We start from the raw sequence: 21871 nt of genomic DNA, 5'->3' as shown, positions 1-21871 counted from the left end.
GCCAACTTGCACCGCCGCCACGGCCTTTGCACCAAGCCAACGCCTTTGCTCTGGGCAAGGGCCAAACACCCCATTTGAGGAAATTGATGATGAAAATGCCTGCCATGGGTCTGGGAACCTTTCGCCTGAAAGGTGAGCCACTGCTTACGACCCTGAACACCGGTCTGACGCTCGGTTATCGCCATATCGATACCGCCCAGATTTACGACAACGAAAGCGAAGTGGGCGAGGTGCTGGCGACGACCTCGGTGCCCCGCTCGGATATCTACCTCACCACCAAGGTGTGGACCAGCGAGTTTGCCGAAGGCAAGCTGATCCCTAGCCTGAAAACCAGCCTTGAGAAACTGCGCACCGACTATCTGGATCTGGCGCTGATCCACTGGCCCTCCCCCAACGACGAGGTGCCGATGGCGGTCTATCTGGAGCAGCTGGTCGAAGCCAAATCCCTGGGCCTGACCCGGGAAATTGGGGTCTCCAACTTCACGGTTGCCCAGCTTAAAGAAGCCATCGACATTCTGGGTCCCGGCGCCATCGCTCACCAGCAGGTAGAGATCCACCCCTTGCTGCAAAACCGCAAGGTGGTGGAATTCTGCCAGGAGCAGGGCATCGCCATCACCGCCTATATGCCGCTGGCTTACGGCAAGGTGCTGAGTGAGCCGCTCTTGATGGAGATAGGCAAGTACCACAAGGTGTCGGCAGCCCAGGTGTCGCTGGCCTGGCTACTGGCCCAGGGCATGACGGTGATCCCGAGCTCCACCAAGCGGGAGCATCAAGCCGCCAATCTGGCTGCCCTCGAGGTATCCCTGAGCAGTGAAGAGATGGCCCAGATCGCCACCTTGGAGCGGGGTGAACGCTGCGCCGACCCGGACTTTGCACCGGCTTGGGATTAAACTCGGCCCTCACGATCTTTCCCTGCTCAAGGGAGAGTAAAGGCCCCCTTGTGAGGCGCGAGGGTCATAGGGACTCACCCATGACGACAGCGCCAGAAAGCACCAAAACGGGGGGCACAATGCCTCCCGTTTTTTGTTACCCCTCTTCCAATCCTGACCCCGGCTATCCGCCAGCCATGCCCAACCCCAGCGTTCCTCTCCGCCTTTCCCCTCTTTTCTCAAGACTTCTTTTCTCAAACCCTCTTTATCTCGCCTTCGCGCTCCCAGCCTGCCGTCATCTCTGATCGATTGGAGCACAGCAGAGCCGCTTATTGATGCTTATTTGGCAAAAGTAATTTGATGTCACCGTCATTTTTGCCAACAAAGTGACTCGGCATACTGGCCACCTTCTCCCGTCGGGAGTCACTATCCAAGGAGTTTGTATGCCACTGGCATTATTTGCCCTCACCCTGAGTGCCTTTGCGATCGGCACCACCGAGTTCGTGATCGTGGGGCTCATTCCCACCATCGCCGAACAACTCAATGTCTCGCTCCCCTCGGCGGGCCTGCTGGTCAGCCTCTATGCAATGGGGGTCGCCATCGGTGCCCCCGTGCTGACGGCGCTCACCGGCAAGCTGCCACGCAAGTGGCTGCTGGTGGGGCTGATGGCGCTCTTTACCGCCGGTAACCTGCTGGCCTGGCAGGCTCCAGGCTACGAGAGCCTGATCGTTGCCCGCGTGCTGACCGGTCTGGCCCACGGGGTCTTCTTCTCGGTGGGGAGCACCATAGCCACCGGCCTAGTGGCCAAAGAGAAGGCGGCGAGCGCCATCGCCATCATGTTCAGCGGCCTGACAGTGGCGCTGGTAACCGGCGTGCCACTCGGCACCTGGATTGGTCAGGTATTTGGCTGGCGTGAAACCTTTCTGGTAGTGAGCCTGCTCGGGGTCATCGCCATGGTGGGCAGCCTGCTGCTGATCCCGAGTAACCTGCCCAAGGGGACGGCCTCAACCATCCGCGAACAGCTCGCTGTGCTGACCAAGAAACCGCTGCTGCTGGTGTATGCCAAGACAGCCCTGGGTTACGGCGGCGCCTTCACCGCCTTTACTTTCCTCGCCCCCATCTTGCAGCAGGTGAGCGGCTTTGGTGCCGGTGCCGTGAGCCTGATCCTGCTGGTGTACGGTGTCTCTGTGGCCTTTGGCAATATCTGGGGTGGCAAGCTGGCAGACCGACTCGGCCCCCTGCCCGCCCTGAAACTGCTGTTCGGTGGTCTGGCGCTGGTGTTGCTGGTGCTGACCTTCACTGCGCCACACCCTGTGCTGGCGGTGCTGACCGTGCTGGTGTGGGGCGCCTTTGCCTTTGGCAACGTGCCAGGTTTGCAGGTGCTGGTGGTGCAACAGGCCGAGCGCCATACCCCCAATGCGGTGGATGTCGCCTCCGGCCTCAACATCGCCGCCTTCAACGTCGGCATAGCACTGGGATCCGTGGTGGGTGGCTTAGTGGTGGAACACCTGGGCCTGATGCACACCCCCTGGATTGGCGCCCTCATCGTGCTGCTGGCCTATGGGCTGACCCATGTCAGCGAGCGCCGCGAAGCCAGACTGGCGCTGGCACTCTAAACCCTTGTGCAGACAAAAGGCCGACACTGGGTGTCGGCCTTTTCCATATCCAAAAAAGCTATAGCGGACTCAAGACTCCTTGAGATCCTCGTCAGCGGCCCAGCGGGCCTCCAGCCAGAGCAGGTTGACCAAGCCGCACAGCAGGGCAAACCCCAGCCCCAATATCCAGGTGAAATACCACATAGTCGAGATGTCCCTTTAGTTGAGTTAGTAGAGGCTATGGCCGTGCTGGCGCACCTGCTGGGTGCTCACCTTGCCCCGCACCACCCGGTAGACCCAGAGGGTGTAGCCGATATTGATGGGCATCAGCACGGCGACTATCCCCAGCATGATGAAAAGGGTGCGCTCGCTGGAGGTGCCATCCCACAGGGTCAGACTGCTCGACGGATCCAGCGACGAGGGCAGTACGAAGGGGAACAAGGCGATGGCGATGGTCAGCATCATGGTGGCGCAGGCACCGCCGCTGGCAAGGATGGCCAGCCGCGCCCGGCCAAAACTGCTTGCCAGCGTGCTCACCATTGGCAGCAAGAGGCCGAGGACCGGCACACTCCAGAGCCAGAAGTTGGTGAACCAACCCGCCGGCGCCAGCCCCACCTGCTTCATCAGCGGCGTGAGGGCACCATTAAGATCACCTATCTCATTTATCTGGTAACCCGCCATCTGGCTGAGCCAGACGCCGCCGAGGGCAAACAGGCCACTGGCAAGGGGGCCGAGCCAGAGGCTCTGACGGGCGCAGCGCTCGGCGATAACCCCTTGCGTCTTGCACTGCAAGAAGCTGGCACCGTGCAGCATCAGCAGGGCCAGTGCCGTGCCCATGCAGGTCAACAGCAAGGGCCAGTGAAACTCAAAGGCACCGTAGTGGATGCGCAGGGCAGCGTCGAAGCGAAACGGCAAGCCTTGCAGCAGAAAACCGAGCGTCGCACCAAACACCAGGGTCGGCAGCAGGGCCCCCGTCACCAGGGCTCTGTCCCACCAGCGTCGCCAGCGGGGTGAGGCCAGCTTGCTGCGATAGTCAAAGCCGACCGGGCGCAGAAAAAGCCCAAACAGCAGGAACATGAAAGGCACGTAGAGCGCCGAGAAGGCGGCGGCATAGACCAGGGGCCAGGCGGCAAACAGGGCGCCTGCACCGGCAATCAGCCACACCTGATTGCCCTCCCATACAGGGCCCACACTGTTGAGCAGCACCCGCCGCTCATCGTCTGTTTTGCCGACCAGAGGCAACAGCAGGCCAACCCCGAGGTCAAAGCCATCCATCACCACGAAGCCGATGAGCATGAAGAGCACCAGCCCCCACCAGATCAATTTCAGGGTTTCGTAATCCATCAGGCAGGACTCCCGTTTTGCAACACTTCACCTTGATAACGACCCGTCTGCAGGCTGGCAGGCCCTTTGCGGATCACATGACGCAACAAGAACAGCTCTACCACCAGCAGGCTGGTGTAGATGAGACAAATGGCGATGAGACTGAACCAGAGCTGGCCCGGTTGAAGCAAGGAGACGGAGGCAGACACCGGCAGCACGTCGCTGATGGTCCAGGGCTGGCGGCCGAACTCGGCCACGAACCAGCCCGCCTCTATGGCAATCCAGGGCAGGGGTATGCTCCAGAACAGTACTTTGAGCAGGCGCGGCGACTGCACCAGTCTGCCACGACACAGTTGCAGGAAAGAGGCGGCAAACAGCACCAGCAGCACTATGCCAATCCCCACCATCAGCCTGAAGCTCCAGAACAGTGGCGCCACTTGCGGGATTGAGTCCGCCACGGCCCTGGCAATGGCCCCTTCATCTGCTTTGCCGATCTCCCTGGCATAGGGGGTGAGCAGCAGGCCGTAACCGAGATCATGACGGTGACGATCGAAGGTGGCCTGCGCGGCTGTGTTGCTGCCGTCTGCCCTCAGCGCTTCCAGCGCATCATGAGCCAGCATGCCGCTGCGGATCCGCGCCTCGTGCTGCACTTTAAGATCCTTGATGCCGGTCACCACCTCATCGAGGGAACGGGTGGCTATGATGCCCATCAGGTAGGGGATTTTGACGGCGGCATGGGTGGTCTCGGCATCCTGATCGGGCCAGCCGAACAGGGTGAAGGCGGCCGGGGCTGGCTCTGTCTCCCACTCCGCCTCGATGGCGGCGAGCTTGACCTTCTGCGCCTCCCCCGAGGTATAGCCCGACTCGTCACCCAGTATGATGACTGAGAGGATGGCGGCCAGACCAAAGCCCGAAGCGATGGCGAAGGATCGCAGGGCGAAGCGTACTTCCATCCGGCGCAACAGATACCAGCTGCTGATCCCCATCACAAACAGGGACGCCGCCACATAACCCGCCGCCACCGTATGCACGAACTTGACCTGAGCCACAGGGTTGAACAGCACGGCGGCGATATCCACCAGCTCCATGCGCATTGTGACGGGGTTGAACTCGGCGCCAACCGGGTTCTGCATCCAGCCGTTGGCAATGAGGATCCAGAGCGCGGAGAGATTGGAGCCGAGCGCCACCAGCATGGTCACCAGCAGGTGTTGACCGCGGGAGAGCTTGTCCCAGCCGAAAAAGAAGAGGCCGACCAAAGTGGATTCCAGGAAGAAGGCCATCAGCCCCTCCACCGCCAGCGGGGTACCGAAGATGTCCCCCACATACTGGGAGTAGTAAGCCCAGTTGGTGCCGAACTGGAACTCCAGGGTGATCCCCGTGGTCACTCCCATCACGAAGTTGATACCAAACAGCTTGCCCCAGAAGCGGGTAATGTCCTGGTAGATCACCTTGCCGGTCATCACGTAGGCCGACTCGGCGATCACCAGGATCCAGGACAGCCCCAGGGTGAGGGGCACAAACAGAAAATGGAACATCGCCGTCGCACCGAACTGTATTCGGGACAGGCTGACCACATCATCCAGGCTTATCATGCATGACTCTCTATGTTGCATTTAACAGACAGGTTCTCGTCCGTTAAGTACACCATGGGTCATGACACCTATAACAGATGCAGTTATAGTGAATTACACCTATAACAGTTTGAGTGCCCCATGTCCCTCTACGGCCAGCTGGCAGATCAGTTGCAACAACAGATAGCGAGCGGCGTCTGGCAAGCGGGGGAGCGCATTCCCTCCATCCGCCAGAGCTGCAAGATCCACCATCTGAGCCCCATGACGGTGCTGCAGGCCTATCAGCTGCTGGAAAGCCGCGGTCTCATACTGGCGCGGCCCCAGTCCGGCTACTACGTCAAGGCCGCCCCCTCCCCGCTGCGAGCCAGCGCACAGCAGCAAGCGCACTACACAGGCTCGGTGGACATCAACGATCTGGTGTTCGAGGTGCTGCAGGCGAGCAAGTCGCGAGAACTGGTGCCCCTTGGCATGTCGGTGGCCGACCAGACCCTGTTCCCCCATCCCCAGCTCGGGCGCGCACTGGCGAGCTGCATGCGCAAACTCGATCCCTTCAGCACGGTAGCTGATTTGCCTCCCGGCAACGAGGCGCTGCGCCGCGCCATCGCCCAGCGCTACGCCAGTGATGGCCTGGCGGTGAGCCCGCAGGAGATCATCATCACAACCGGGGCCATGGAGGCACTCTCCTTGAGCTTGCAGGTACTGACAGAGCCGGGGGACTGGGTGGTGGTGGAATCCCCCACTTTCTATGGCGCCCTGCAGGCCATAGAGAGGCTGAAACTCAATGCGGTGGAGATCCCGGTGATCCCGGGGGTAGGCATCGATCTCGCCCTGCTGGCCGAGGCGCTGGCCCAGCGCCCCATCAAGGCGTGCTGGCTGATGGGCAATGTGCAGCACCCCTTGGGCCACACAATGCCAGACGGCCACAAGCAGGCGCTGATGCAGTTGCTGAGCCAGCATGAGGTGCCACTGGTGGAGGACGACGTCTACGCCGATCTCTACTTTGGCCGTGAACGGCCCAAGCCGCTCAAATGCTGGGATGTGCGGGGCGACAGCCTGCTGTGCAGCTCGTTTTCCAAATGCCTGGCCCCTGGCTTTCGGGTCGGCTGGGTGGTGGCAGGGCCCCATGCCGAGCGCATTCAGCGGCTGCAACTGATGTCGACCCTGTCGACCAATGTGCCAAGCCAGCTGGCACTGGCCGAGATGTTGCGCCAGGGCGGGGTAGATGCCCATTTTCGCCGTCTGCGCCACACCCTGGCCCAGCGCCAGCAACAGATGCGGGCCGCCCTGCTGCGCCTCTTTCCGGATGAAGTGCGCATCAGCGCCCCCGATGGCGGCTACTTCCTCTGGCTGGAGTTTGACCCCCGTCTCGACAGCCGGGCACTGCATGCCCGGGCGCTCACCTGCGGCTTCTCGCTGGCGCCCGGTGCGCTCTTCTCCAGTCAGGGGCAGTACAACCACTGCCTGCGCCTCAACAGCTCCCATCCCTGGAGTGAGCAGTTGGAGAGCGCCCTCGCCCAGCTGGCTGAACTTATTCACCAGCAGCTCGCTCCCCATCTGGATGCCGGAAACAACAACGCCCCATGACAGGGGCGTTATCGGCTATCGATGGTATTGATCCCTGTCAGGCGGGAGCGCTCAGCTGGGCTACCTGCCGCTCTATGCTGCTCTTGAGGTTGTCATCGAGCTTGAGCGCACGGGCCAGCTCGTCGAGATAACCGCGCTCCATAAAGTGATCAGTCTCGATGGCGAGCAGGGAGGCAAGGTACACCTCGGTGGCCAGCTCCATGTCGGTCACCTCACGCGCCAGGGCATGGGGGTCGAGGGGGCGGGCAAGCTCGGTGTCAATCCAGCGCGCCGTATCACTTTGACCCTGCTCGGTCAGGTACTGCTGGATCTTCTCGCGCTCGGCACTGTCGATATGGCCGTCGGCCCGGGCGGCCGCCACCATGGCGCGGACCAGCAAGGCTGCACGGGCATCCAGCGCATTGCCCTGCAGAGTATCGAGGGGCTGGGTCGGTTGCGCCGGGCTCGACTGCTGGGCCTGCCAATCCTGATAAAGCTTGTAGGCCAGCCCGCCGAGGGCCGCTGCACCGCCCACCGCCGCCACCTTGCCGCCATACTTGCGGATCTTCTTGTTGCCAAGCAGCAAGGCCATGGCACCGGCAGCCAGGCCGCCCTGCGCCACACCCTTCATCTGCGCCTTGCGGCTGTCGCCGCCTTCGTTGAGCCAACCTTTGCCAGCGCCCAACAACTGATCCAGCATTTGTTTCATCATGACTCCTCGCAATTGACCCCCCATGCTTGCGCCGAGTTTATGAACCAAGAGTGAATACGCGCCCAATATCACGCCGGGCGCTGTGCATCTTGTCGCCATTCGCGGTATACCTGACATAAATGCTGGCCAGCTTCTCAGGCCCGCCATGGCGCCAATGAACCAACCGGTACCGCGACTATGTCAAGACAAGGAGAGAGCATGACCCCACCCCGCGAGCTGACCCTGCAGTTTCTGGCAGAACCCGCCGACGTGAACTTTGGCGGCAAGGTGCACGGCGGCATGGTGATGAAGTGGATCGATCAGGCCGGTTACGCCTGCGCCGCCGGCTGGTGCAGCGGCTATGCGGTCACCGTCTACGTGGGGGGGATCCGCTTCCTGCGGCCCATCCAGATAGGCCAGCTTGTGGAAGTACACGCCGAGGTGATCCACACAGGCACCACCAGCATGCACCTGGCGGTGGATATCTACAGCCGCCATCCAGCGGACCGGCAGCGCCACAAAACTACCCACTGCATCATCATCTTCGTCGCCATGGACGAGACGGGCACACCGACCAGGGTGCCCCAGTGGCAACCTGTCTCGGCCGCCGATCTGAGCTTGCAGCAATACGCCAAAAAACTGATGGCCCTGCGCGAGGAGATAGACAAGGAGATGCGTCAGCACCTCTGAGCCCTTCATCGCCCGTGATACAGGGCCGGTCCCTATCCGGGTGCGGCTGTGTATAATGGCGCTTTTCCCATTACGGAGTCTGTCATGTCACTGGAAAATGCCCCGCCCGAGGTCAAGCTGGCGGTGGATCTTATCGAGCTGCTGGAAACCAACCGGATCGATCCCGCGCTGGCCCTGGCGGCGCTGGCCATCGTGTCCGAGGACTATCAACGCAAGCTCAAGGAAGGCAAGGATCACTGAGGGCGGCAGCGCTGCCGCCTCACCCCGCACAGGAGGCAAGATGACAGATCCCATCCGTTTCGAAACCGGCCGCCCCATGCTGTTTGGCGGCCTGCGCCGCCACCATGCCTTCGCGCACGCCGACTTCGGTGGCCAATGGCGTGACTTCAGCGCTCTGGGCCCACTACCGGGCCAGCTGGGGGAGCATGCCTATGGCGTCATCTGCGGCGTGACTGCCACAGAATGCGAATATATGTGCGCGGTGGAAGTCGCCGCGCTGGAGGTACTGCCCAAGACGCTGGGGCGGATGCGCATCCAGCCCCAGACCTATGCCGTCTTCCTGCATCAGGGTCATGTCTCGACCATGCCACACACCTGGCAGCAGGCGCTGGACTGGCTGGCGCAATCGGATTACCAGTCTGCCTACCAGCCCGATTTCGAGCGCTATGGCGCCGAATATGCCCCCCACACCGGCAGCGGCGAAGTGGAACTCTGGCTCGCCGTTGTGCCGCGCCAGGCCATGGCCTGAGGCGGCCCTCTCAACAGCGCGCCAGACCCATTCAGGCAGGCCCCATCACCTGGTCACACAGGGCGATCAGGGCCTCGCTGAGGCGGGCCAGGGGTTCGCCCCGCTCCGCCCCCAGATGCAGGGCCAACTCGACCGGATTGATCCTGGGCCAGTGCGAAAGGGCCACTTGATCCGGTTGCAGCAGGCGTGTTGGCAGCAGACTGACCCCGATCCCGGCGCTCACCGCACCCTGCAAGCTGGCGAGGCTGGCACTGACATAGGCGATGCGCCAGCGCCGCCCCTGCCCATCGAGCGCATCCGTGATCTGGCGTCGATAGAGCCCTTCACTTGGGAACACCACCAGCGGCAGGGGATCGCGATCACAGGCAGGCCAGTCGCGGCTGTCGACCCAGGCCAAAGGTTCACGCCAGCTGGCGAGTGGTGCTCCTCGCCCCCGCCCCTGTTTGACCAGCGCCAGATCCAGCTCACCGGCCTCGAAGCGCTGCCAAATACCGTGGCTGAGGCCACTTTGTACCTCCAGCCGCACCTGTGGATATTGGCGGGCAAATGCGGCCAGCACGGGGGCAATGGCGCCGGCGGCGAAATCCTCCGGCACCCCCAGGCTCAATTGCAGGCTCGCTTCTGTCACCTGTGCCTCGGCTTCTGCCAGCAGCGCCAGAATGCGGCGGGCCAGCCCCAACAGTTTTTCCCCCTCCGCCGTGGTCACCACCTGACGACCACTTCTGTCCAGCAACGGGCAGCCGAGCTGCTGCTCGAGGCGCCGTATCTGCTGGCTGATGGTGGACTGGGTCAGGTGCACCCGCTCACCGGCACGGGTGAAGCTGCCCGTGTCTATGATGGCAACGAAGCTGCGCAGCAACAGGGGATCCAGCATGGCATTCTCCATTTACAAAATTACTGGATGTCATTCTATCATTTAATTTCCAAATGATTGATGGCGCCACTAGGCTGATCTGCTCCCCTCATTGGCTTAAGGTCTCTCTCATGTCTCATCCACCTGTCGACCCCGCTGGCTCTCGCCTGATCCAGTCGCTGACCGCTAACCCCAGCCATCAGGAGTGGCTGGAGCAGGCGCTGCAACTGGCCCTGCAGAATCGGCAGCGAGGAGGTCGCCCCTTCGCAGCCCTGCTGGTGCAAAATGACCGACTGGTAGCAGGCGCCGTCAATGCCATGCATCTGGAGGGTGACCCCACCCGCCATGCGGAGCTGGAAGCCCTGCGCCAGGCCAGCCAATCCGGGCCGCTGGCGGGGGCCATCATCTATGCCAGCGGCCACCCCTGCCCCATGTGCCTGAGTGCGCTGGTGATGAACGGCATCCGCGCCGTCTATTACGCCTTTGATAACCATGATGCAGCCCCCTTCGGCTTTGACAGCACATCGAGCTATGACAAGCTGCGACTGCCCCTTAACCCGCCACCTCTGCCCCTCATCAAACTACCAGTCTCCCTCGGCGCCACCGCGCTCTATGGAGACAACTCAGAGGCGGAACTAGCCCATGAGTAAGGACCTGCCCGCCAGCACTCTGCACCACAGCAAGCAGGATCTGGCCCTGCTGGTGCTGGTGATCCTGATTGGCCTCAATCTGCGTCCCTTTCTCACCGCCATAGGGCCGCTGGCCCAAGCGATAGACAACCGCCTTGGCCTCGGCATGGATACCCTGGCCTGGCTCACCCTGCTGCCCCTCTGGCTCATCGGCGTCGGCGTGCTGATAACCCCTGGCCTGCGCCGCCTCACGGGTCCAAGTCAACTGCTGGGGGCCGCTCTCTTGCTGCTGGGGATGGGAAACGCCATGCGCTTTGATGCCCAGAGCGGCGCCCTGCTGATCGCCAGCGCGGCGCTTTGTGGCCTCGGCTCGGCGCTGGTGCAAGGGGTGCTACCCGGCCTTATCAAGCAGAGCTTCGCCCACAAGGTGCCACTGGTGATGGGGATCTTCTCGGCCTGCATGATGGGGGGCGGAGCGCTGGGAGCCAGCCTCACCCCGCAACTGGTGGCAAGCCTCGACTGGTCGCGGGCGCTCGCTCTGTGGAGTCTGCCGGTACTGTTGGCCATGGTCTGGCTAGGGTGGAAAGTCCGCCTGCCAAGCGCCGCCGTGGTGGCTATTCCCCACGGCGAGCAACGGCTGATCACCCTGCCCCGCAGCTGGTTGCTGATCGGCTGCTTTGGCATCATCAACAGCGGCTACGGCATTGTCGTCGCCTGGCTGGCGCCCGCCTATATGGCGCAAGGGTGGAGCGCCCAGCAGGGGGGCGAGCTGGTGGCCTGGCTGGCGCTGGCGCAGACAGCCAGCGGTCTCGGCCTGCCCCTGCTGGCGGCACGCAACACAGACCGGCGCCCCTGGATGGGCCTTGCCATCATCATGCAGGTAGCAGGATTTGGCGGCCTCTGGCTCGCGCCACAAGCCGCCCCCATCCTCTGGTGCATGCTGTGCGGCGCCGGGCTTGGCGGCAGCTTCTCCCTCATCATGGTGATAGCGCTGGATCACCTACCTGACCCACGCCGTGCCGGCACCCTCAGCGCCCTGATGCAGGGGTTCGGCTTTATGCTGGCGGCAACCGGCCCCTGGGTTGCGGCCCGCCTCCATCATCTGAGTGGCGACTTCGCGGCCGCCTGGCAGTGGCAACTGGGGGGATTGGCGCTGATGAGCCTGCTGGTGCTGCGCCTGGACCCGCGCGGCTATGCCAAGGTGATGAGGTTGCCAACCCCAGCGCCTGCGGCCAGCGGTACGGCACAAAGCAAAACACCGGCCTGAGGCCGGTGTTTTTGGGGATAACAAGGGGAGGCTGACGCCGCTCAGGATTGCGCCTCAGCGCCCCTTCTTCTGGCGGCCGGACTGACCGGCGCGCGGTTTGGCTGCGGCCGGTTTTCTGCCCTTGTTGGACGCCCCTTTACCTGCACTGCCTTTGCCCGCGGCGGCTTTCCCTGCGCCGCCTTTGCCAACAGCCCCCTTGCCCACGGGGATCTTCTTCTCGAAGGCTTCCGGGCCCGACACATTGGGGCGGCCGCCAATCTCGTGGTCATCATCCCGGCGCGGCTTTTTGCCTTGCGCCGCTTTGCCGGTTTGAGCAACAGCGGCTTTGGCCACTTTGGGCTTGTCGCCTTTGGCCGGTTTCACTTCGGAGGAGGAGTCCTCAATCAGCTTGAACAGCTCGATCAGCTCGTCGTCGGTCAGATCGCGCCACTCGCCTACCGGCAACCCCTTGAGGCTGACGTTCATGATGCGAATGCGTTCCAGCTTGGTCACTTCAAAACCGAAGTGCTCGCACATGCGGCGGATCTGGCGATTCAGCCCCTGCACCAAGGTGATGCGAAACACGAAGGGTGCCTCTTTCTTCACCTTGCACTTCTTGGTGACGGCGCCGAGGATAGGCACACCAGCCCCCATCCCTTTGATAAAGTCATCGGTCACCGGCTTGTCGACGGTCACCAGGTACTCTTTCTCGTGATCGTTGCCCGCCCTCAGTATCTTGTTGACCAGATCGCCGTGGTTGGTCAGGAAGATGAGCCCCTGGGAGTCCTTGTCGAGCCGCCCTATGGGGAAGACACGGGTACTGTGGTTGACGAAGTCGACTATGTTGTCCTTCTCGCCCGCCTCAGTGGTGGAGACTATGCCCACCGGCTTGTTGAGCACGATGAAGACCAGACTGTCGGCTTCCCGCGCCTCGATCACCTGACCATTGACCTTGACCAGATCCCCGGCAAACACCTGATCGCCGATCCCGGCCCGCTTGCCGTTGATAAAGACCTGGCCCTGCTCGATAAAGCGGTCGGCCTCGCGGCGCGAGCAGATGCCGCTCTCGCTGATGTACTTGTTCAGGCGCATGGATTCATTAGCCAGCATGAGTCACCTGCCACAGGCTGATAGCCCCATCCAGTTGCACGGTTGCCGATGCTGGCATCGTCGGGGAGGCTGTTTGCTGCATCAGCCGGTTCACTACATCAAAGTTCTGCATACCATTCCATCTTCAAAAAGGCCAAGGCCAGCTTAACCATCAAAAAACGCCGATACAGTAGCATATTGCCCCGTCCAGCACGCCGGATACTTGTCACCCACTCCGGTCCTGTGTGCCTGGATCCCACTCTCATCACCTCATACCGCAAGCCCATTTCCTGATAACGCGGACCAGACGACGGGGTCAGGATCCAAAGGGCTGAGAAAAAAACACAAAATACGGTCGCAGGCCGGACAGAAAAACGGCGCTCTGCGCGGGCATGTAACATTCACACAATATGCAGCCAGTTTGCCATCACGCCACATCCGATAAAGAAGCACCTTGCTATTTATTAAAAAAAACGCATAAAAAGATTCGAATCTGCGCGAATTATCTTGCCATGACCCTGTCTGCATTCTGTCGTTTTCGGCGGCTAATCCAACAATCGTTGGCAAACTCGGTACAAGATAGAATTTTTGTCCGCATTCATCCCCAACACAAATCATAAATTTGGATGCACGGCATGCGCTTTTCTCTGGCAAGAGGCCAATTTCATCATTCACTACAGGAGTTACAGATGAGTCATTCCCTATCCCAGGCGGATTTTCTGGCCCAGGTGGCCAGCCGCAATCCCCATCAACCGGAATTTATTCAGGCAGTGAGCGAGGTGATCGCCTCCATCTGGCCTTACGTGGAACGTCACCCCCGCTACCTGCAACAGGGCCTGCTGGAGCGGCTGGTGGAGCCGGAGCGACTGATCCAGTTTCGGATAAGCTGGGTCGATGACAAGGGTAAGGTGCAAGTCAATCGCGGCTATCGCATCCAGCACAGCTCGGCTATCGGCCCCTTCAAGGGGGGCATGCGTTTTCATCCCTCAGTGGATCTCTCTGTGCTCAAGTTCCTCGCCTTCGAGCAGACCTTCAAGAACGCCCTCACTACCCTGCCCATGGGTGGCGGCAAGGGCGGCAGCGATTTTGACCCCAAGGGCAAGAGCGAGGGGGAAGTGATGCGCTTCTGTCAGGCGCTGATGCTGGAGCTCTACCGTCATCTGGGGGCCAATACCGATGTGCCTGCCGGCGATATCGGGGTGGGCGGGCGCGAGGTGAGTTACATGGCAGGCATGATGAAGAAGCTCACCAACAGCGCCGAATGTATCTTCACCGGCAAGGGGCTCTCATTTGGGGGCAGCCTCATTCGTCCCGAGGCCACCGGCTACGGCCTGCTCTATTTTGTCGAGGCCATGCTGGCCAACCGTGACCAGTCGCTGGCGGGCATGACTGTCTCTGTGTCGGGATCCGGCAACGTGGCGCAATATGCCATCGAGAAAGCGATGGCGCTGGGTGCCAAGGTGATCACTGCCTCCGACTCGGGTGGCACAGTCCATGATCCTGACGGTTTCACCCCCGACAAGCTCGCCAGATTGATGGAACTCAAGAACGAGCAACGCCAGCGTATCGCCGATTATGCCCATGATCAGGGGCTGGAGTATTTCAGTGGCCGCACGCCCTGGCACCTGCCAACCCAGATAGCGCTGCCCTGCGCCACCCAGAACGAATTGGGGGAAGAGGACGCCAGACAACTGGTGGCCAACGGCGTACAACTGGTGGCCGAGGGCGCCAACATGCCGAGCTGCGCCGCCGCCATCAAAGTCTTTCATGAGGCCAAGGTGCTGTTTGCCCCAGGCAAGGCGGCCAATGCAGGGGGCGTCGCCACCTCTGGGCTTGAGATGAGCCAGAATGCCCAGCGCCTCTCCTGGACACGGGAGGAGGTGGATGCCCGCCTCAAGGGGATCATGACCAGCATACACGCCACCTGTGTGCGTTACGGTGAAGAGGAGCAGGGCCACGTGAACTATGAGAGCGGCGCCAATATCGCCGGTTTCGTCAAGGTGGCCGATGCCATTCTGGCACAGGGAGTCTGCTAGTCCCGGCAAGGATGTGCCATCAGCAAGCATTGACCACGACGTGCAACACCAGACGGCAGCCCATGGGCTGCCGTCTTTTCATGGTCTTGACGAGCGCCCACCACCTGTACTTATCACCTTGTTTACATTAGGCTTTAAGCCTTGCGTCAAGGTTTGAACTGTTCAGACAGACACGGCGAGCCAGCTTGACTGCGGTTCGCCCCGACCGCCATCGCCCAGGGATCACACCATGCTGGCTCGTACCCGTCGCCTCCTTCGCCGCTCTCTTCTGACCCTCTTGCTTGCGCTGCTGGCCGCTTGGGGGGTGATCGCCTACTTCGCCTGGCAAGCCGCGCCGTTGCAGCTGTGGCATACCTTTATTCCCCCCGAGCTCAGCGCCGACGAACTGGATAGCAGCGACTGGCCAGCCTATCTGGCTCGCGAGCAACAGCTGTTCGATCTGGTGGAGCAGGAGGTGGTCGCCAAGACGCCGCCGGAGCAACAGCTGGCGGGCAACCGCTACTATCAGGGCTCGCCCATCAATCCAGCCCACTTTCAAGACGACTGGAATCGCTCCTACCTGCTGCGCCCCGAGGGCGAGGTGAAAGGGGTAGCCGTGTTCCTGCATGGCCTGACCGATTCCCCTTACAGCCTGCGCCATCTGGCCCAGCGCTATCGCGAGCAGGGCTTTATCGCCCTTGGTTTGCGCATACCCGGTCACGGCACAGTGCCGGCCGGGCTGGTCAATATGGAGTGGGAGACCTGGCTGGCGGCCACACGACTGGCGGTGCGCGAGGCCAGAGCACAAGCCCCGAGCCCGCTGCCACTGCATCTGGTGGGTTTTTCCAACGGCGGCGCGCTGGCGGTGAAATATGCGCTGGATGCGCTGGAAGACAAAACGGGGACATTGGCAAGGCCGGATCGGCTGGTGCTCATCTCCCCCATGATAGGGGTGACCCGCTTTGCCCGTTTCGCCGGATTGAAGGCGGTGCCCGCCCTGCTGCCCGCCTTTGCCAACGCGGCCTGGCTCGGCATCATGCCCGAATTCAACCCGTTCAAATACAACTCCTTCCCGGTCAACGGGGCACGTCAATCCTACCGGCTGACCCACACCATTCAACAGCAGGTGCGCCAACTGGCGACCAGCGGTGAACTGGCGGCCTTCCCGCCGGCACTCACCTTCCAGTCGGTGATGGATTACACAGTCAGCACCCGCTCCATCATCGCCGATCTCTACCACTTCCTGCCGAACAACGGCAGCGAGCTGGTGCTGTTCGACATCAATCGCGGCTCTGTTTTCGGCCCCTTGCTCAACAGTGCCTCCGAGCTGGCCCTAAGCCACCTGCTGCCGAGCCAGCCCCAGCCATATCGGCTGACAGTGGTGGGCAACGAGGCGGCGTCCAGCCCCCAGACCCAGGCAAAAACGATGGTCGCAGGCAGCACGCTCGAGCAAGTTCGCCCCCTTGGCATCGACTACCCCAAGGAGATCTACTCCCTCTCCCACGTGGCGCTGCCCTTCCCCATGGACGATCCCCTCTATGGCATGGCGCCACGCCCCGAGCAGATGAACCAATACGGCATCAACCTGGGCGGCCTGGCCCTGCGCGGGGAGCGCGGTATGTTGATCGTCAATCCAGGTGCCCTCACCCGCACCTCCTCCAACCCCTTCTATCCCTATCTGCAAGAGAGGGTCATTGAGACACTGGCGGCGCCCCTTCAGCCCCCATCGCCACTCGCCTCACCCCAGGCGAAACCGGCCAGCGACAAGCGCACCGATGCCGCCTATGAGGCAGAGATAGAGACGTTTTTACAGGAAACAGACACGCCGGATTTACCTTTTTAGGCAAGCGACAAGAAGCAGGAGTTGGCAATCAGCTGGCCGTCGGGCTCAAGGGTAGCGGCTGATCTCGACAAGATTCTGATCCGGGTCGAGGCAATAGATTGATTCGATGGGCCCGCAGGCGCCGCTCTTGGTGACGGGCCCTTCGACTATCGCCACCCCGTGGCTGGCAAGCTGGGCGATGACCTGTGCCAGCGGCCAACGGGTGATGAGGCAAAGATCCCCCGAGCCCACCTGAGCCCGGTTGCGCGGCTCTTGCCCCGGCAATTGCAGATTGATCTTCTGGTTGCCAAAACGCAGCGCCCGGCGCCCTGCACCAAAGGTGATGGCCTCCATATTGAGCACAGAGCTGTAAAACGCCACGGCCCGTTCAATATCACTGACCGTCAATACCAGATGGTCGATGTGGCTGATCATGGTTCCTCCTGGTGGTGATCTGGCTGATGTAGCAGGCATATGCCCATGAATGCCCGACGCTTTCCACAACCGTGGGCAACCTCATCATACCCGGCAAGGAGGAGCAGATGTGTGTCGTGGCACGCACAGACAGGCCAAGTGAGTATATTGTCAGATAAATCCGCCTCACTGCACCGCGGCGCACGCTTTGTCGCGCTGGGCAAGTAAGGTCTCATCGTCACTGTCCATCGCAGCCAGAATCGCCTGATTGCAGGCGCGCTCCGCCAGCTTGGCAGGACTCTGCTTGGCATCCCCAATTTCAGCAATCATCGGCCGATAGCTGATGGCCGCCGAGCAGTACATGGTGCGAAATTTGGGCAGTTGCCAGCTGCTGTCATCCTGTCGGGTCAGATCATCGCAGAGCGTCTGAAACAGAGCAGCCGCCTTGACCGTGCACTGACTGAAACGCCGCACATCTTGCTCGTAGGAACGGCAGACGCTTTTGGGTTGGATCTGCCAGAACTGGAAGACAAAGGGCACCTGCTCCCCCTCATATTCCACCACCAGCGTCTTGGGCTCTGTACCGTAGTGATCCGACACCTGCTGCTGTACCAGATTGAGATAGGCCGAAAAAAGATAAGAAACCGGATCCATCACCACCTCCCTGTGGTTGTCACTGCCGGGCTGTATTACCGAAAACCGTGGCGATTTTCAAACGAGTAACAGGCGACAACAGCTTACTGATTTGGTTGGAAAAAATGATACTCTTCTCGCCACCCTCATGTACAACGTTCAAGGCCAGTGTGCGATGCAACAATGCGGTATTTATGAACAACTCATTACTCAACTGCTGACATCTCGACTCGACCGCGAGCGCTTTTACGTAGGGGAACGCCAGCTTGAACCTGCCGAAGCGGCAGTCTGGTTATCGCGATTTCTGAGCCGGGTTTTGGAATATGCGGTGGGCTCGGTCACTGGAGAGTGATCAGCTGCAACGGCAGATTGAGCTGGCTAACCAGTTATTGCTTTGGCTAAAGGATCGCACGCAAGACCCAGACTTTATTGGCGAGAACCTCATCGATAGTCAGGGAAAAATTCTGACAGCGCTCTACCAGTTGGATAACCCCATCTCAGCCAATTTAAAGCAATATGCCGAGGATATTTTCCCTCTGACCGGTCTGACGCAAAGTGAGCTGTTCTGCGGCAGCAATGCGGGTTTGTCGATGGAGTCGGAGATTAAACGGGAGATATTATCGGCAGATAGCATCTGCTGGCTGGTCTCATTTATCAAATGGGCAGGTATCCGTATTTTCCGTCATGAGCTGGAAGAGTTCACTCGCAGCGGCCGCCAATTAAAAGTCATTACCACTTCTTATATGGGGGCAACCGACGCCAAGGCGGTCGAATTTTTAGCCAGCCTGCCCAACACTGAAGTCAAACTCAGCTATAACACCCAGCGCGAGCGGTTGCATGCCAAAAGCTATCTCTTTTGCCGAAATACTGGCTTTCATACCGGCTATATAGGTTCATCCAACCTCTCTCATTCTGCCCTCACCAGTGGCTTGGAGTGGAACCTAAAAATCTCCTCGCAAGAGATCCCTCATATTATCGAGAAATCCCTGAGTACCTTTGAAACCTATTGGGAGTCCGATGATTTTGAGCTGTTCGATGGCAAGCTCGAAAGCCGCACGAAATTAAAGCATGCGCTGCAAGAGGCCCGTGGGGATGGTGACAAAAATAGTCCTGCCTATTTCTTTGATATCACGCCGTTTCCCCATCAACAGGAAATCCTTGAGCAATTGGCGATGGAGCGCTCTTTACATCAGCGCTTTCGTAACTTGGTGGTTGCGGCCACCGGTACAGGGAAAACCCTGATCTCCGCCTTTGATTTTGCACGTTTTCTGAAAACCAAACCCGACGCCAAGTTTCTGTTTGTCGCCCACAAAGAGGAGATTTTGCGCCAAGCATTGGCCTCGTACCGCGGTGTGCTCAAGCAATCCAATTTTGGCGAACTCTTGGTCGGCGGCGCCGTGCCAACCCACTACCATCAACTGTTTGCCTCAGTACAATCCTTGAATAACCAGCTGTCTACGTTGCGCCTTAGCCCAGACTATTTCGATTACATCGTCATCGATGAGGTTCACCATATTGCGGCGGCCAGTTATCGTGGTTTGCTCGCAGCCTTTGATCCTCACATTCTGCTGGGATTGACCGCAACGCCAGAGCGCCATGATGGCGGTGATATTCTCGCTGACTTTTGTGGTGTGATCGCAGCAGAAATCCGCTTACCAGAGGCCATCAATCGTCGCCATCTCTGTCCATTCCAATATTTTGGCATCGATGATGATACCGACTTGCGCCAAGTCGCTTGGAAAAATGGCCGTTATGACATTAGTGAGCTCACCAATATCTACACCCACAATCAGCAGCGGGTGCAGAAAATAGTACAGAGCCTCGATGAGATCGTCACCGATATTACCAAGATCAAAGCGCTGGCATTTTGTGTGAGCCGTGAACATGCTGATTTTATGTGCAAGGCATTTTTATTGAAGGGCATCAAGGCTGACATCCTCACCAGCGATAACCGAGACGAACGGCATAGCAAACAACAAGATTTGCGTACCGGGGTTATCAATATTCTATGCGTAGTGGACATCTTCAACGAAGGGGTCGATATCCCGGAAGTCGATACCTTGCTGTTTTTACGGCCAACGGAAAGCCTCACGATCTTTTTGCAGCAATTAGGGCGCGGCCTACGGCTGGCGAGCAATAAAGAGTGTTGCACCGTGTTGGATTTTGTTGGCAATGCTCGTGCGGAGTATGACTTTGCCCAGAAATTCCGGGCGCTGGTGGGTAAAACCAATAAGGCGATCAGCCACGAAATCAAACAGGGCTTCCCTCATGCCCCCTTGGGCTGCCGCATCGAACTCTCAAAACAGACCCAAGAGTTAATTCTGAGCAATATCAAGAAGGCGACCCTCAATACCTCGCGACTCATGGGCCTGATCCGCCGTTTCTCGCAGGATTGCGATTTACCGCTGACGTTGGCGAACTTTTTGAAGTTTTACCCTCATATCAGCCTTGAGGAGATCTACAAGCGCGGTAATTGGAGCACCTTAGTCAAACAGGCCCGCAACCATACCGTTTCTGAAATGAGCGATGAGAAGCTATCTACCCTCTACACCCGGGCCATCAAAACCCGGCTATTAGGCTGCGATGCGCTCCATTACTTGAAATTCTTACAAACCTTGGTGGCAGACGCCTTTACCTTAACGGCCGAACACGATGAACGTATGGCCTTGATGTGCCACTACGACTTCTGGCAACAGAGCGGCCCCAACGCAGGCTTTAGCTCCTTGGCACACAGCCTGAAACAACTCAATCAACCAGCGTTAAGGGCCGAGTTGGCAGACCTGCTACCCATGCTGATCAATCGGGTGCAGCACGAACAACTAGCCATGCCTGACCTTCCCGGTAATCCGCTGCAACTGCATGCCCGATATGCCAGAGAGCAGGTGCTGGTTGGCTTTGGTGCTACCAGTTTCGAGCAGCAACCACCAGCCAGAGAAGGGGTGTATGTCATCGCAGAGCAAAATATCGAGTTGCTGTTCGTGACCCTGAACAAAACGGAGCAGCACTTCTCCCCCACCACCCGTTATCACGACTACGCCATCAATGAGTCACTGTTCCATTGGCAGAGCCAAAACAGCGCTCGCCCCGAGCGGGGTAAGGGCCTGAGTTACATTCAACACAGAGCAGAGGGTAAGCGCTTGTTTTTGTTCGTCCGTGAGCAGAGCAAAGATGAATTTGGCCGCACCCTTGGCTTTGTGAACTTTGGCGAAGTGGAGTACATCTCCCATAGCGGCAGCCAGCCGATGAACATCAAATGGCGGTTGACTACTCCGATGCCCCCCTTCATGTGGAAAGAAGCAGCAAAGTTGGCGATTGGCTAACTCCTGTTAAAGAAAAGGGCTCGGCAATGCGATCATCCTGCAGCCACTGTTGGGCCCGGCGCTGAATACATTGAAAATCTTCACCACCGGGCGCCTGCAGATACCAGTCCGGCTGGCTGATATCAAGCTTGGGGTGAGCTGCCACCAGATCCGATACCCGGCAGCCCTCCCACTCCCCCATGTTCAACTCCACCAGTCGCTCATCCCAGACGATGCGCTCACTATCGAGCCCCAGCTGCTGGCACACCAACAGCGCCGTCTGCCGAGCTCGGCCAAGGGGGCTGGCGTAGAGAGTCCAGCGTGCGGGTTCGTCCAGCACATCGCGCAGACGAGCGCCCATGGCGGTGGCCTGCGCCTCCCCCTTGTCAGTCAGGTCGGAATTGCAGCGCCCCTGTAACCGCTGCTCGGCGTTATAGCGGGTCTGGCCGTGACGAAGCAGATAGAGGGTTCGAGACATGGTTTCTCCAGCAAGTTCAATTAGATAAGTGGCATGAAAGGCCATGATAATAACAGATGTACCGTACGGACACAGATACAAACGGGGCAATCCCCCAAGCTATGCGCGCTGAAACAGGGCGGCCATGAAAACCTGACCAGAGTGGGCCTGATTTTCACTGTCAGAAGGATGAGATCACTTCATTTTTTTCTTGGCGAAAAAAGTCGCATATTTTCGTTGTGCTGTGCTTTGGGTCAGGGTAATCTCGAGCAAAATACAAGACTCGAACGTTACTTTTTTTAGCCATTCTGCCATGGCGCCCAAGGGGACAGTTCGACGAGAAGAAGGTCATATCATTTATCAC

Annotated in this window: 20 protein-coding genes and 1 pseudogene; 11 read left to right on the top strand and 10 right to left on the bottom strand. The window is 59.7% G+C overall.

Annotated elements, in window-relative coordinates:
- The first annotated feature begins 86 nt into the window (after positions 1 to 86).
- Together dkgB and AXW79_RS12760 are read left to right on the top strand one after the other, a co-directional pair.
- Positions 87 to 890, top strand: a complete 804-nt coding sequence (gene dkgB / locus AXW79_RS12765) for a 2,5-didehydrogluconate reductase DkgB (RefSeq protein ID WP_011898892.1) — start codon at positions 87 to 89, stop codon at positions 888 to 890.
- Positions 891 to 1312: 422 nt separating this feature from the next.
- Positions 1313 to 2485, top strand: coding sequence for an MFS transporter (locus AXW79_RS12760; protein WP_005310036.1), 1173 nt, complete (start codon positions 1313 to 1315; stop codon positions 2483 to 2485).
- Positions 2486 to 2554: 69 nt separating this feature from the next.
- Here the strand turns inward: AXW79_RS12760 and cydX are convergent, their stop codons facing one another.
- From cydX to AXW79_RS12745, 3 genes are read right to left on the bottom strand one after another with little or no spacing between them, the layout of a single operon-like run.
- Positions 2555 to 2668 (bottom strand): cytochrome bd-I oxidase subunit CydX, encoded by a 114-nt coding sequence (gene cydX, locus AXW79_RS12755; RefSeq protein ID WP_005310033.1) that lies wholly within the window; start codon positions 2666 to 2668, stop codon positions 2555 to 2557.
- A 24-nt stretch (positions 2669 to 2692) separates the two neighbouring features.
- Positions 2693 to 3808 (bottom strand): cytochrome d ubiquinol oxidase subunit II, encoded by a 1116-nt coding sequence (gene cydB, locus AXW79_RS12750; protein WP_005310030.1) that lies wholly within the window; start codon positions 3806 to 3808, stop codon positions 2693 to 2695.
- On the bottom strand, positions 3808 to 5379 hold the full coding sequence (locus tag AXW79_RS12745) for a cytochrome ubiquinol oxidase subunit I (RefSeq protein ID WP_005310027.1): 1572 nt from the start codon (positions 5377 to 5379) through the stop codon (positions 3808 to 3810). The genes cydB and AXW79_RS12745 overlap by 1 nt, the downstream gene beginning before the upstream one ends.
- A gap of 120 nt (positions 5380 to 5499) precedes the next feature.
- Between AXW79_RS12745 and AXW79_RS12740 the strand changes: the two genes are divergently transcribed.
- Positions 5500 to 6942, top strand: a complete 1443-nt coding sequence (locus tag AXW79_RS12740; RefSeq protein ID WP_005310025.1) for an aminotransferase-like domain-containing protein — start codon at positions 5500 to 5502, stop codon at positions 6940 to 6942.
- Positions 6943 to 6979: 37 nt separating this feature from the next.
- Here the strand turns inward: AXW79_RS12740 and AXW79_RS12735 are convergent, their stop codons facing one another.
- Positions 6980 to 7630: a tellurite resistance TerB family protein gene (locus AXW79_RS12735; RefSeq protein ID WP_005310022.1), complete on the bottom strand. Its 651-nt coding sequence runs from the start codon at positions 7628 to 7630 to the stop codon at positions 6980 to 6982.
- A 201-nt stretch (positions 7631 to 7831) separates the two neighbouring features.
- Between AXW79_RS12735 and AXW79_RS12730 the strand changes: the two genes are divergently transcribed.
- The 3 genes from AXW79_RS12730 (at position 7832) to AXW79_RS12725 (ending at position 9050) form a co-directional block, all read left to right on the top strand.
- On the top strand, positions 7832 to 8302 hold the full coding sequence (locus AXW79_RS12730; protein WP_005310019.1) for an acyl-CoA thioesterase: 471 nt from the start codon (positions 7832 to 7834) through the stop codon (positions 8300 to 8302).
- Between the two features lie 84 nt (positions 8303 to 8386).
- On the top strand, positions 8387 to 8542 hold the full coding sequence (gene rsmS, locus AXW79_RS21830) for a pleiotropic regulatory protein RsmS (RefSeq protein WP_005310018.1): 156 nt from the start codon (positions 8387 to 8389) through the stop codon (positions 8540 to 8542).
- Positions 8543 to 8582: 40 nt separating this feature from the next.
- Positions 8583 to 9050, top strand: coding sequence for a GyrI-like domain-containing protein (locus AXW79_RS12725; protein ID WP_005310014.1), 468 nt, complete (start codon positions 8583 to 8585; stop codon positions 9048 to 9050).
- A gap of 31 nt (positions 9051 to 9081) precedes the next feature.
- Here AXW79_RS12725 and AXW79_RS12720 read toward each other — a convergent pair whose 3' ends face one another.
- On the bottom strand, positions 9082 to 9924 hold the full coding sequence (locus tag AXW79_RS12720) for a LysR family transcriptional regulator (protein ID WP_005310011.1): 843 nt from the start codon (positions 9922 to 9924) through the stop codon (positions 9082 to 9084).
- Between the two features lie 110 nt (positions 9925 to 10034).
- Here AXW79_RS12720 and AXW79_RS12715 point away from each other — a divergent pair, with 110 nt between their 5' ends.
- The gene (locus AXW79_RS12715) at positions 10035 to 10553 is read left to right on the top strand and encodes a nucleoside deaminase (RefSeq protein ID WP_005310007.1); all 519 of its coding nucleotides are present in this window, start codon (positions 10035 to 10037) and stop codon (positions 10551 to 10553) included.
- Positions 10546 to 11799 carry a cyanate transporter gene (locus AXW79_RS12710; RefSeq protein ID WP_005310005.1) on the top strand — a complete coding sequence of 418 codons (1254 nt, stop codon included), beginning with the start codon at positions 10546 to 10548 and terminating at the stop codon, positions 11797 to 11799. Before AXW79_RS12715 ends, AXW79_RS12710 begins: the two co-directional genes overlap by 8 nt.
- Positions 11800 to 11853: 54 nt before the next feature.
- On the opposite strand, the gene rluF is transcribed toward AXW79_RS12710, so the two are convergent.
- Both rluF and AXW79_RS23975 read right to left on the bottom strand, forming a co-directional pair.
- Entirely contained in the window at positions 11854 to 12888 is a 1035-nt protein-coding gene (gene rluF, locus AXW79_RS12705) for a 23S rRNA pseudouridine(2604) synthase RluF (protein WP_011898896.1), read from the bottom strand.
- On the bottom strand, positions 12878 to 13000 hold the full coding sequence (locus tag AXW79_RS23975) for a hypothetical protein (protein WP_005309999.1): 123 nt from the start codon (positions 12998 to 13000) through the stop codon (positions 12878 to 12880). The genes rluF and AXW79_RS23975 overlap by 11 nt, the downstream gene beginning before the upstream one ends.
- Before the next feature lie 556 nt (positions 13001 to 13556).
- Here AXW79_RS23975 and gdhA point away from each other — a divergent pair.
- Together gdhA and AXW79_RS12695 are read left to right on the top strand one after the other, a co-directional pair.
- Positions 13557 to 14903 carry an NADP-specific glutamate dehydrogenase gene (gdhA, locus tag AXW79_RS12700; RefSeq protein WP_005309996.1) on the top strand — a complete coding sequence of 449 codons (1347 nt, stop codon included), beginning with the start codon at positions 13557 to 13559 and terminating at the stop codon, positions 14901 to 14903.
- Positions 14904 to 15132: 229 nt separating this feature from the next.
- Positions 15133 to 16725, top strand: a complete 1593-nt coding sequence (locus tag AXW79_RS12695; RefSeq protein ID WP_005309991.1) for an alpha/beta hydrolase — start codon at positions 15133 to 15135, stop codon at positions 16723 to 16725.
- Between the two features lie 45 nt (positions 16726 to 16770).
- Here AXW79_RS12695 and AXW79_RS12690 read toward each other — a convergent pair whose 3' ends face one another.
- Positions 16771 to 17139, bottom strand: coding sequence for a VOC family protein (locus AXW79_RS12690; RefSeq protein WP_005309988.1), 369 nt, complete (start codon positions 17137 to 17139; stop codon positions 16771 to 16773).
- Between the two features lie 165 nt (positions 17140 to 17304).
- Positions 17305 to 17772 (bottom strand): hypothetical protein, encoded by a 468-nt coding sequence (locus AXW79_RS12685; protein ID WP_005309985.1) that lies wholly within the window; start codon positions 17770 to 17772, stop codon positions 17305 to 17307.
- 154 nt (positions 17773 to 17926) lie between these two features.
- On the opposite strand from AXW79_RS12685, the pseudogene AXW79_RS12680 reads away from it, so the two are divergent.
- A pseudogene (locus AXW79_RS12680) lies at positions 17927 to 21071 on the top strand (DUF3427 domain-containing protein).
- Here AXW79_RS12680 and AXW79_RS12675 read toward each other — a convergent pair.
- A complete protein-coding gene (locus AXW79_RS12675) occupies positions 21034 to 21528 on the bottom strand; it encodes a histidine phosphatase family protein (protein WP_005309980.1) in 495 nt (164 codons plus the stop codon). The pseudogene AXW79_RS12680 and the gene AXW79_RS12675 overlap by 38 nt on opposite strands.
- Between the last annotated feature and the right edge of the window lie 343 nt (positions 21529 to 21871).

The sequence above is a fragment of the Aeromonas salmonicida subsp. salmonicida genome (assembly GCF_001643305.1).
GTDB lineage: Bacteria > Pseudomonadota > Gammaproteobacteria > Enterobacterales > Aeromonadaceae > Aeromonas > Aeromonas salmonicida.
Note: the sequence above shows the minus strand (reverse complement) of the source record. Positions and strands in the feature narration are given on the sequence as shown.